Genomic DNA, 12,440 nt, shown 5'->3' on the forward strand with positions numbered 1-12,440 from the left:
TCAAATAATTAAACTTTTATTTATATTCAAGCTGAAGATTTGGAGTCAAGAGTGTTTTCTCGCTGTTCTATATATTTTGCAGCATATTCCAAGAATTTAATATCTGTGAGTGGCTTACTAAATAAGTATCCCTGGCCATAATCGCATTTTAATGCACGTAGAATATCTTTTTGAGCTATTGTTTCTATACCCTCTGCGACGATTTTCTTTTCTAGTGTATGGCCAATATCAATAATAACTTTAACAATGTGTTGGTCTCGTTGATCTTTATCAAGATCCATAATAAATTCACGATCAATTTTTATAAGGTCAAATGGAATTTTCTTTAAATAGTTTAATGATGAATATTCTTTGCCAAAATCATCTATTGAAATAGTGACACCCAACTCGTGTAGTTGATTTAATTCTTTAGTGAGTGCATTAGTGTCGTTTATGAAAGCACTTTCAGTGATTTCAAGATCTAAGCACTGTGCTGACATACCTGTTTCTTGTAAGGCAGCTTCAACAATGTTTGTGAATCCATTGTTAGCAAGTTGTCGTGCAGAAACATTGACAGCGATAGACTCTAGTAATATACCTTTTTCTAACCAGTCTATATATTGATAGCAGGATTTTCTTAAAATCCATTCGCCGATTTCATTAATTAAGCCAGTTTCTTCAGCAAGTGAAATAAATGCTTCCGTGTTCACCATACCTAATTCAGATTGATGCCATCTGGCTAATGCTTCTACACTAACAATTTTTTCAGAGCCAAGATGCAATTTGGGTTGATAACAAAGTGAGATCTCATTAGATTCTAATGCATGATGTAAATGATGTTCTAATGACAAACGTTGGTTACGCTCTTTTTCAACGGTATTGTTAAACAAAACATATTTACTTCTACCATCTTGTTTAGCCTTAAACATGGCCATATCTGCTTTTTCTAGGAACTGTTGAGGACTATTACAACCTTCAGGACCTATAATAATTCCAATACTTGTACCCAAATAGTAAGACATATCCATTACGATAAATGGATGCTTAAATTCTTTGTTAATTTTTTCAGCAAGTTGAATAGCTTGTTGTTCACTTTCTAGATTTTCAATAGCGATACAAAATTCATCACCACTGAGTCTTGCCAGGCAATATTCTTTGCGTATACATGCATGTAAACGTTGTCCTACTTGAATAAGTACTTCGTTACCTACACTATGACCAGATAGATCATTGACGCTCTTAAAGTGGTCGAGATCAATATAAAGCAAGGCAATAGTTTCTTGTTGTTTGACCGCGTGATGCCATATCGCGGTTAAATGAGTGAATAAGTAACTACGATTCGGCAGGTGAGTGAGACTATCGTAATTGGCCTTCTTATATAACATCGATTGATGATATAGAGTGGAATAGATAACTGAAAAGCGCTCTGATAAATCTTGTAAAGAGAATGCTGCACGTTTATTCAATCGAACTGCATTGCTTCCTATGTTTATGTAACCAATTGTCTGTCGTGAATGTTCAATTTTATGTATCCATACATATTTGTAGTCGTCATATACAGTTAATGGATCAAGTTTCTGTTGAAATACTTCTCGGTCTAGCAGGTATAGCGAGTTTATAGATTGACTGGAATTGTCTATTTTATGTTTAATGTTTTTATAATTATAATTTCTTTTATCATAATCATAGCTTGCGATATGCGAAGTAAACAGTTCTGGTTGAAGTGGATTCGCTATTGAAATTACTAACCAGTTGGCATCAAATACTTTAAGTAATAGCGGTAAATTGTTCTTTATTGAATAATGGATATCTGCTGTTTGTAAAAAGTCTCTTTCTAATCTCGAATAAACATCTGTCTTGTATGATTCGTGTTGTAAGTTATTAGACATAGTATTGAATGACTGGCCTAACTCCATGAACTCATCATTAGTAGAAATTTCTATGTCTACATCATAATCACCAGCAGCAATCTTTTTGGTCGCATTAGATAAAATATTTAATGGGTGTAATAACTTTGCACTAAGTCTGAAAACAATAAAACTTGCGATGAGAAAAAATAATAATGAGCTTGGTATTAAATAGTATTCAAAACTCCATAAAGAAGAAAGAATAGTGCTTTCTTGCTTTAATATCACAAAATGCCATGGTGGAGATTGGAAGAAACTTGGTAAGAATAATTCTCTTGAAATTAAACGATATTTATCGTCTTCGAATATTTGTTCAATCATATGCTCTTTGGCATTGATCAATGTTGAAATATTGGACAACTTAACTTTTTCTAGTGCTTTTTGATTGTTGCAAAATAATATTTCGAGTTGCCCTGTGATAATACATACGGGTTCGCTATAAGGGTTGTTAGCCTCATTGCCGAATATTGATTCACTATTTATGGTTGCACGTAAAACAAACATGTCTCCAATATTTGATAAATGAAGTTTCTCGATATTGAAAAATAAATTATCTTCATCATCTCGGTAATAGATTAAGCGAGGTCGTATGGAATAACCGAAGCCAGCGCTTTTCACATCTTCAATTGGAATGAGTTTTAGATTGTCAAATGCATGAGTTGAGTTAGTAGAAATTGAGTTATTCGTGCTTGCACTGACAGAGTCTAACAGATTGCTAAATACTTTGAGTTTGTTAAAAGTCAATTGCTCAAATGACTTTGCATTTTTAATAAGATTAGAATTCACCTCTTGTTCTACAAAATTTGTAACGTAGGACTTTGAGAAAAAAGTTTGTAAAGATAAAGGTATAAATGCAGCAATAAAAAATACAATAAGTATTTTTACACTAAATGATTTAAATATAGATGTATGAAAATTCAAAATCGGCTCGATTTAATAATTATTGCCAGATCCAATCCACTTGCCATTGTTGGCGCGAATAACATCATCTAGTGAAGACTTCTCAAATACAGCAGTAGTAGTAAGACCATCTTTACCGGTGCTATATAAGTCGTAATCATTATTAATTAGTCTTAAATTTTTATCTTTGCGTCGTTTCTCATCTGAAGCTGATTTGTGTGAGATGTATTGATATGGCTTTCCCCATGGGTCTTGCATGTTGTCCAGGTCAAGTATTGATAGATCATCCGGCAGTTTATTATTAGCTAATTGATACTTAGCAATGACAATACTTATGTCACTAATATCTTTAACGGCTTGTTCGATATCTCTATGATTCTGATGTTTTTGGTATGCAGGTATTGCTAGGACTGTTAGTAGTCCGATTGCAGCTGTAATTATGAGTATCTCAATTAGCGTAAATCCATTACGAAAATTACGAGATAGTGAAAAATCGAGAAATGCCATAGAAAAGTGTGTGGTTTGGATCTATATCCTTTTCTACTTTATATAGGTATATTATTTCTATTAAACACACACTGTGACAGGTGGTATTTTCTTGTCACATAATCGGATAATTTTACGGATGCGACTGCCTAACAAGTTGATATAAATGAATAAAATTTATCCATTCAAAATGATTCTATTGTCATCTTGATGAGTAATAGCGGCATTAACTTCTGTTGGATATGAAATAAGAAATGCTAATCTAAAATTATAGAATTTTGTTGTTTTTCATCACGTATATTTCATATGCGAAAAGTTCATCGAATTGTTTTTTAAATATCGAAAAATAATGGATACTAATTTAATTCAATACGTTAATTTATTTAAAGCAGCAAAGTTAACATCTGTGTCGATTACTAAAATATACAGGTTTATACATGCAGGTGAATTAGAGGTATATAGTAAAAATGGTGAATATGTTGTGAATGTTGAAGATCTTTTGAGGATTAATAAGTCTATTCAAGATTGTGAATTGTTTGAACCCACATTTATGACACTAATATCTACGATTAAAGATACTAAATAATTGAAATTAGATTGTTTATCAACAATTAATATCTCTGAAATTTCCTTCATACCAAATAGAAGGTGTTCCTTCGTTGACAGTTGCATGTTGTACTTCGCCGACTAGAATTTCGTGGTCGCCACCTGGATATGTGTCTTTAATATTGCATTCAAGAGTAAAAATGCTGTTTGATATGATTGGTAGTCCACTTTTACCATCATCAAATTCGCCGCCATCAAATTTATCGACACCCTTAGTAGCAAATTTGAACGCTAATTCGTGCTGTTGATGACCAATAACGTTCACAGCAAATTTATCGCATGTAACAAATGGCTCAAAGCAATCAGCTGTATTTGCCAAGCAAACTAAAATTAATGGTGGATCCAATGAAAGTGATGAGAATGCAGATGCTGTAAATCCATGTTTCTTTCCACTAGAGCTGATTGTAGTAACAATGACTACTCCGCTTGGGAAGCGACTCATCGCCTTTTTAAATACTTGATTATCCATTTTTGACATTAAATTTATTAATAGAGGTTAAATTTTGACTGGTTAAAGATTATTTAGCAATTAACATACCACGGAATAATATTCTGTAAGTATCTGATTAAATAGCTAATTTTATTTGAATCCACTATTTATGTGTTCCATTTGGAAACTTTGTTTCTCTTGTGAAACAATATGAGCGTTGATTATAAAATTATGTTCAAATAGAAACAATTCTAATAAAATTTAGTTAGATCTAATAATAAAAATAAATAGAAGCTCTGCAAGACTAATAATTTTTGAAATAAATAAAAATAATTAAAAAATTATAAGGAGTAATACATTATGGCTTTTGCACACGTTCATAAGATATTAGTTGTCGATAATGATGTAGATTTTGCTGAGTCAGTTACGCTAACACTTATAGATGAGGAATTTGCTGTAACTCATGTTAAAAAAGTAGAAGATGCAATCAATATTTTGTTGGCAGAACATTTTGATTTGGTTCTTAGTGATTTGAAATTAAGTGGAAAAACTGGATTAGATCTGCTCAGAAAAATTAGATCAGAAAAACTAGATTGCCCTACCATTATTTATACCAGTTATACTTCTATTAAATGTGCGGCACAGGCATTGCGCCTTGGTGCTGCAGATTACATTTTACGTCCATTTACTGATTCATACTTATTGCATGCTGTTGTTCGTGTAATTAATGAAAAGTGTATCAAAAAAGAAAATAAAAATCTCAAGCGTGATTTAAATAATGCGCTACAAAAGGAGAGGGTAATTATTGGTGAGAGTCAATCAATGAAAGAGCTTAAATCTTTGATTGAGCGTGTCGGTCCTTGTGAGGCTACAGTTTTAATTACAGGAGAAAGTGGTACAGGAAAAGAATTGGTTGCTCAAGCAATACATAAAGCTAGTCCTAGAAGTGAAGGAAGGTTCGTCGCAGTAAACTGTGGCGCAATTCCTAAAGAATTGATGGAATCAGAATTTTTTGGTCATGCTAAAGGAGCATATACAGGTGCGACAAACGAAACTGAAGGACTTATAAGGCAAGCAAATGGAGGAACTTTATTTCTAGATGAAATAGCTGAATTAGATCTCTCTTTGCAAGTGAAGTTACTCAGGGTGATTGAAGAAAGAATTGTGAGGCCGGTAGGTAGTAATAAAAACTACAATGTTGATATTAGAATTATTGCTGCAGGAAATCGTGATCTGCACTATGAAGTTAGTCAGGGAAAAATGCGAGAAGATCTTTATTATCGGCTTAATGTTGTGCAAATACTTGTGCCACCACTTAGAAATAGAGGAAATGATTTAGTACTGTTAGTTGATTATTTTATAAATACGCTCAATAAAAAATTAGGCAGAAAAGTAAATAGTGCCAGCAAAGAACTTATTTCATATTTATTTGAATATGAATGGCCTGGAAATATTAGAGAGCTTGAGAATTCTATTGAAAGAGCAATAATTTTAGCAAGTGATGATGAGTTGAGTGTTAATGACTTTAAGCATCTAGCAAATAATAACTCGTCTAATGTAAATTCATCATTGTCTGAAGGTAAAGAAATAGCAATCATGTCAATTGAAGAATTTACTAAGAAGATTGTTAAAACCTATCAACATAAATACAGCGAACAACAATTAGCGTCTTTGTTAGGTATAGGTAGGAAAGCGCTATGGATGCGAAGAAATCGTTGGGGTTTGTTTCGTAAAACCAATCAAGACTCTTTAAGTTACAGCGACTAGGAATTATCTAGGCAAAGCTCCTATAATTTTCTTTAATAAGCATCATAAGTATATATATCCGCGTTTTAATTATATTAGTAAATCTGATTATCATTCAGAAACGTTCTGATTCATTTTGAAACTTCCAACTATTGCATCTGTTCTGTATCACCTTGAATTTATGACTTAAATTCTTAGGCATGGCAATTGCTACATAATTAAGCTGACAAAGTAGTTAATTACATTGTTCAAAATTAGTTCAAACATTAAGTTTGGACTAATTTGATATAATAACTACTAATCAATAACTTAAACGTTACTTAATTAACTGTCTAATAAATACAATTTGTTATAAGCGCAATTGATTAGTATTAATCAAAATGCATAAGAAAGATGGCAGTACTAATGGAGGAAGTAAATATGTTTCATAATAAAGTTGCCAAAATATCATTCTTGGTCATGATTTTTTCGGCATTATTTGCATTAACTACACCTGTATTTTCAGAAGAAAGTATGTATATACCAATTCCAAGCTATAGAGTAGGCCCTTACGCTGCTGGTGGAACTGGTTACTACGGCGGGATTTTAGACTACTACAGCTTGCTTAATGAGCGAGATGGTGGTGTCGGAGGCGTAAAACTTACTTGGTCTGAGTGTGAAACTGAATATTCAGTTGAGAGAGGCGTTGAATGTTATAAGAGAATGAAAGATCGTGAAGGCGGTGCTCTTTTCTTTGATCCATTAAGTGTCGGTATTGCTATTGCCTTAAATGAAGTGGTTCGTGCAGATCAGATTGCACAAATTACAGTTAACCATGGCATGAGTGAAACAATTGATGGTGAAGTTTTTCCTTTCGCATTTCCACTAGGAATGGGTGTACCTGATGAATACAACGCTACGGTTCGATTTATGGCGCACTTAGAGTCTGATGAGGATCCTAATACAGTTGATATTAAAGGTGCTCTTAATGGTAAGACAATTGTAACTCTTCACCATGGTTCTCCTTACGGAAAAGAAGCTTTAGACTATATGTCTGCAATGGGCGAACAGTATGGCTTTGAACACGTAAGAATTGAGGTTCCACATCCTGGTAATGAGCAACAAGCACAATGGTTAAAAATCCGTAAGCTTAAGCCGGACTTTGTATTCTTGCGTGGTTGGGGTGTAATGAATCCTGTTGCTATGCAGACTGCATCTCGTATGGGTTACCCAGTGACTCGTTTAATCGGGAATATTTGGAGTAATTCAGATGAAGACGTAATCCCTGCTGGTGCTGCTGCAAATGGTTATCAAGCGATTACTACGCATCCAGCTGGAGTATTTACTAAAGTTCAAGATGAAATTATCAATGTGCTATACAACAATGGTAAGGGCGATCTAGAAGATAAAAGTAGACTAGGTAGCGTATATCATAACTTGGGTATCACAGCCGGTATTATGCATGTTGAAGCAATTAGGAATGCACAGAAACGCTGGGGAGAAGGTAAGAAGCTAACAGCTCAACAAGTTCGTTGGGGTTTCGAAAATATCCGATTTGATGATGCACGTATTGCAGAGCTCGGTGCAGAAGGCTTATTGGGTCCAATGCTGGTTACATGTAAAGACCATGTTGGTGGCCATAACTCTAAGTTTCAAAAATGGGATGCAAATAAGCGTCAGTGGGAAATTGTTACTCCATGGATAAGAAGTCAAGCACCTACTGATAAGCTTTTTGCAAGCGCTGAAAATTATCGTGTTGACAATCAGATAGAGAGTCGTGATTGTGATGATCCGCAGCAACGTGATAATTGGAAGTTGTCTAAGGATGAGCCTGCAGTCCCAGAAGGTGTTAGCACTTGGGGCGGCTAAGATAATTTATTAACCTCTTGGTTGATCTCTCTTAACTAAACCATTAAGGAGGAAGTAAGTTTAAATCTTTATATTAAAAGTGTTTACTTACATTGAGCTGGAGTATTGATATATCGATACTCCAGCTATTTTTGTTTCAACTTGGCTCCTTTAAACTTGAAGCAAGCTCTCAAAAGAAACATCCATATTTAATAAAATTCATCAGGTCAAATTCTATATATTCTATTTTATTAATATATCAGAAGCTTATGAAAGTACATTCCTGGCACAAATCATGCTGTTTAATAAATACTGCTGATAATTTATTGGAGTAGCATCGGTATGAAAATTAATTCCATCAACAAAGTTGTAATTGATTTACTTGGGTGTAAATTCATGAAAATTGCAGGTGATGAAAATCGGACATGTTATTAAAAAAGATTAGTTAAGTTGATAATAATACCTTACTGATCATCAAATATTTTACTACATGGAGAACTAAACAAATGAGCGAAAAAGAGTTCACATTTAAAGACGTTACTCCAGAAATGATAAAGTCTGTTAGAAAAGAAACTAGAGCAGGAACAATAGATTGTAGAGATGCGATTATTGAAAGTTGTGGAGATGTTGAGAAAGCAATTCAGATATTAAAGGAAAAGGGGATTGGAACACCTAAAAAAGTATGGACATAAAAGTTATTAGTTGCATTATAAAATAATGTATCACTCCAAAGTGATTGCAAAAAATATACTAAGAGTATGGAGGTGAAATAATGGCGACTTATCCTGATTTATTGCCAGATTCGAAAAATCCACTAAAGCCATCTGCATGGCTGAATTCCGACCAGGTTGAATTCGCTTATTGGGTGCCTAATATCTCCGGTGGCTTAGTTATAACTACCTTGCCTATGGATACAGATTGGACACCAGAAGCCAATATTAAATATGCACAAGATGCAGAGAAAGTAGGATTTGCTACAGCATTAGCTCAAACAAGGTGGTTTGCGAGTTATGGTGCGGATCATCAACATGAAGCATTTACGATCGCAAATGTAATTCTTCAGCATACAAAAAAACTTGAAGTAATCACTGCTGTACATCCTGGTTTATGGCATCCCGCAATTGTTGCAAAAATGCAAGCTTCACTTGATGTATGTAGTCAAGGTAGAACATCAATTAATATTGTAAGTGGCTGGTTTAAAGGTGAATTTACAGGCTATGGATTGCCTTGGCTTGAGCATACTGAGCGATATCGTCGATCAGAAGAATTCATACGAATAATGAAAGGCATGTGGACAGAAGAAGAATTCACTTTCTATGGAGACTTTTATCAAATTAATGGAGCACCAATGTTACCAAAGCCTTTACATAGACCCGTTGTATTTCAAGGTGGTAATTCAAAAGATGCTCGAAGAATGGCAGGAAGAGTAACAGATTGTCTATTTATGAATGGAAATACAAATAAGGGGTTTAAAGAAATTATGGATGATTCAATATCATCTGCAATTGATGCTGGTCGTGACCCAAGTGAATTGAAATTTGGTGCAAATGGATTTTGTATAGTTCGAGATACTGTAGAAGAAGCAACAGAAACACTAAGAGACATTATCGTGAATGCAGATGTTGAAGCGGTAAAAGGTTTTGGTGAAGCAGTTAAGCATGCTGGTAGAGAGTCAAAAGAAGGAGAGGGGATGTGGGCGAACTCTACATTTGAGGATTTAGTACAGTATAACGATGGGTTCAAGACTGGATTAATAGGTACAGCAGAAACAGTTGCTGATCGAATTATTGAATTAAAAAAGCTTGGTATGAAAGTCATATTATGTGGTTTTTTGCACTACAACACAGATCTTAAAGCATTTGGAGAGAAGGTGATTCCACTCGTAAGAGAGAAGGAAGAAGATTTGCGTAAAGGTAAGTCTGTTGGTAAGAAGAAGTCGGCTTATGTTTCATGACATTAAATAATAAAGTAGGAAGTGATATTTCAATAGACTGTAGCGTCTCCTATAACTGTAATAATTTTGAGTGATAAATAAATGAAGCTACTTGGAATATCAGGTGGACCAACGCAAAGCTCTAAAACTTTAATCGCAGTAAATACTGCTTTAAATTATGCGCATAATTATGATTCCAGCATAGATATAGAAACATTAAATGTGAGCCAGTTTAATGTGCAATTTTGCGATGCCCGAGATCCATCACAATACGAGGGCGATGCAAGAGTTTTAATTGATAAGATAATTAATGCTGACGCATATATTATTGGAACACCGATGTATCGAGGCACATATACAGGAATTCTTAAAAATCTATTTGATTTAATTCCAAATGAGTCAATGATTGGTAAACCAGTAGGTTTGATCGCAACTGGTGGTAGCGATCATCATTATTTAGCACTAGAGCATGAGTTGAAACCATTACTTGGGTTCTTTTTAGCAATTGTATTGCCTGGTGTGGTGTACGCTAATAATAATCATTATTCCCAAGGAAATATTAGTAGTGATGAGATAATGATGAAATTGCAACAACTGGGCGAATCAGTTGTAAATTTCCAGAAAATACTACCTGATGACAAGTTAAGTATTATAGGTGCTTTAGGACCAACGATAAAAAGGCAATCATTAACAGATGCATAATTAGTATAGATTTATAATATTATGCAACTAGGAGAAATTAATGACTAATAAAAATGTAAATTACAAAATATTGCAACAAGTTGTAGATGAAGAAACTTATCGTACAGATACTTCAACGTTACTTGCCTATGACCTAAGCAATGAAAAATTTTTATTCAGAGCATTGAATTCTAATTATTTTTTACAAGATGACAGCGCTGAAAATATTAGTGTTATTAATATGGATGAAGCAGAAGAAATTTGGAATGACATGCCAGAAAAATACGTAGTTAATATTACCGCTGCATTTCCAAAAAATCATGGTGGTGTAGGCATGGATACATACACGAATTTATATGATGATTAAATATTTATTGTAGATATTAAGTTATAAGATCATGAGTTGTAATTGAATCTATCGATGATGATTGAATTTCCTGAAGTTCCCTATGGATGACATACAGAATGAAATAAATTACTGTAGCCGTTGCGGTGCAAAAATTGAAAAATCTAATCATCTGAAAGATGATGTTTCAACACATATGTGTGTAAATTGTAATGCCGTATATTATGAAAACCCTAAAATAATTGTTCTTAGTTTGATAGATTACAGAGGTAAAGTTTTATTATGCAAACGTGCAATAAAACCTAGACTGGGCTTTTGGACTCTTCCTGGCGGTTATATGGAAAAAAATGAAACTGTAGAGGAAGCGGCTATTCGTGAAACACAAGAAGAAACAGGTGTGATAGTCAATAAGTTGCATTTGTATACTTTAGTAAATTGTCCAAAAATTAATCAAGTATATTTTGTATTTCGTGGTTCTGTTAACTCAGATTATACCGAAGCGGGAGAAGAGTGTATGGATGCTAAATTCTTTGCTGAGTGTGATATTCCTTGGGATACGCTTTCTTATAAATTAATGAACCAAGTTCTAGATTGGTTTTATGATGACAAATCTAATGGTAAATACTTATTTCGTACACACGACACATATGAAATATGCCCAGATTAGTGTTTTTTTGAGTAAAAAAGAAACATGAATTTATATCAATTTTTAAATTTAAGTCATTTAGAAACAATTCAAATTGAATTGATTATTAATGAAAATATAAATATCGACAATTCATAAGCTTAAGACTTTGGCTTATTTATTGCTTCTATTATCCTAGTTCCATAAATTAATTTTACTTGGCAATACACTTAATCATAAAAGAGATTAAGTGTATTTTAATAAATAGAAATATTTAAATTCATAAATTAAGTAGTACGCAAAATGAGTGACGAAAATATAAAAAGTTTAGAGTCTGTAAAAGTTTCTATCAATAATATGATAGAAAAAACACAGAGTGATCCTGAGTTTGGTAAGTTTAAATATTATGTCAATACGCAATGGGAAGGTGGCACATTATGCAAAAATCAAATTCGTCGAGCGCATAAGTTGCTAGTTGATGAACCATCATCTTTCGGCGGTTCTGATTTAAGTGCGAGCCCTGTTGAATTAGTTCTTGTTGCATTGGGATCATGTCAGCAAATTATGTACTCAGCTTTAGCTTCTGTGCGAGACATACCGATAGAAGAATGTGAAGTAACATTAACCGCCAACCTTAATGTGCGTGGCTTGCTTGGCCTTAATAAGGAAGAGTCGATATTTCCAGGTTTTTCATCAATTAAATATGAGACTAATCTATCTAGTAGTGCTGATCAATCAATATTAGATAAATTAATACATGATGTAGAAGAACAATGCCCCGTAATGGATATGTTAACTAGAGTTGTCGAAGTTGATGGTGAAACTAAAATTAATGGAAAAAGCATTAGTGCTAAGCCTCAAGTAGATGAAAAAGTATCTCTAATGAAAAAGATTCTAAATATATTTACAAGAAAATAAAAATTATACATATTTTTATCGACACAAGAATAATTTATAAATAAAGACAAATTTTA

At 33.5% G+C, this 12,440-nt stretch carries 11 protein-coding genes; 8 read left to right on the forward strand and 3 right to left on the reverse strand.

Annotation, left to right across the window (positions count from 1 at the left end):
• Window positions 1-26: 26 nt before the first annotated feature.
• From R8G33_03070 to R8G33_03080, 3 genes are all read right to left on the reverse strand, one after another.
• Window positions 27-2,807: an EAL domain-containing protein gene (locus R8G33_03070; GenBank protein MDW3094634.1), complete on the reverse strand. Its 2,781-nt coding sequence runs from the start codon at window positions 2,805-2,807 to the stop codon at window positions 27-29.
• 12 nt (window positions 2,808-2,819) lie between these two features.
• A complete protein-coding gene (locus R8G33_03075; protein ID MDW3094635.1) occupies window positions 2,820-3,293 on the reverse strand; it encodes a prepilin-type cleavage/methylation domain-containing protein in 474 nt (157 codons plus the stop codon).
• A gap of 583 nt (window positions 3,294-3,876) precedes the next feature.
• On the reverse strand, window positions 3,877-4,347 hold the full coding sequence (locus tag R8G33_03080; protein MDW3094636.1) for a flavin reductase family protein: 471 nt from the start codon (window positions 4,345-4,347) through the stop codon (window positions 3,877-3,879).
• Between the two features lie 321 nt (window positions 4,348-4,668).
• On the opposite strand from R8G33_03080, the gene R8G33_03085 reads away from it, so the two are divergent.
• The 8 genes from R8G33_03085 to R8G33_03120 all read left to right on the forward strand — a co-directional run bounded on the left by R8G33_03085 (window position 4,669) and on the right by R8G33_03120 (window position 12,384).
• Complete coding sequence (locus R8G33_03085; GenBank protein MDW3094637.1) at window positions 4,669-6,075, forward strand: sigma-54 dependent transcriptional regulator; 1,407 nt, start codon at window positions 4,669-4,671, stop codon at window positions 6,073-6,075.
• A gap of 399 nt (window positions 6,076-6,474) precedes the next feature.
• Window positions 6,475-7,902 carry an ABC transporter substrate-binding protein gene (locus tag R8G33_03090; protein ID MDW3094638.1) on the forward strand — a complete coding sequence of 476 codons (1,428 nt, stop codon included), beginning with the start codon at window positions 6,475-6,477 and terminating at the stop codon, window positions 7,900-7,902.
• A 485-nt stretch (window positions 7,903-8,387) separates the two neighbouring features.
• Window positions 8,388-8,573, forward strand: coding sequence for a hypothetical protein (locus R8G33_03095; GenBank protein MDW3094639.1), 186 nt, complete (start codon window positions 8,388-8,390; stop codon window positions 8,571-8,573).
• 77 nt (window positions 8,574-8,650) lie between these two features.
• Complete coding sequence (gene sfnG, locus R8G33_03100; protein ID MDW3094640.1) at window positions 8,651-9,835, forward strand: dimethyl sulfone monooxygenase SfnG; 1,185 nt, start codon at window positions 8,651-8,653, stop codon at window positions 9,833-9,835.
• An 81-nt stretch (window positions 9,836-9,916) separates the two neighbouring features.
• Window positions 9,917-10,516 (forward strand): NADPH-dependent FMN reductase, encoded by a 600-nt coding sequence (locus R8G33_03105; protein MDW3094641.1) that lies wholly within the window; start codon window positions 9,917-9,919, stop codon window positions 10,514-10,516.
• A gap of 40 nt (window positions 10,517-10,556) precedes the next feature.
• Entirely contained in the window at window positions 10,557-10,862 is a 306-nt protein-coding gene (locus R8G33_03110; GenBank protein ID MDW3094642.1) for a hypothetical protein, read from the forward strand.
• 82 nt (window positions 10,863-10,944) lie between these two features.
• Window positions 10,945-11,508: an NUDIX domain-containing protein gene (locus R8G33_03115; GenBank protein ID MDW3094643.1), complete on the forward strand. Its 564-nt coding sequence runs from the start codon at window positions 10,945-10,947 to the stop codon at window positions 11,506-11,508.
• Window positions 11,509-11,769: 261 nt separating this feature from the next.
• The gene (locus R8G33_03120) at window positions 11,770-12,384 is read left to right on the forward strand and encodes an OsmC family protein (protein MDW3094644.1); all 615 of its coding nucleotides are present in this window, start codon (window positions 11,770-11,772) and stop codon (window positions 12,382-12,384) included.
• Window positions 12,385-12,440 lie beyond the last annotated feature (56 nt).

This window comes from Gammaproteobacteria bacterium (genome assembly GCA_033344735.1).
Taxonomy (GTDB): domain Bacteria; phylum Pseudomonadota; class Gammaproteobacteria; order UBA4575; family UBA4575; genus UBA1858.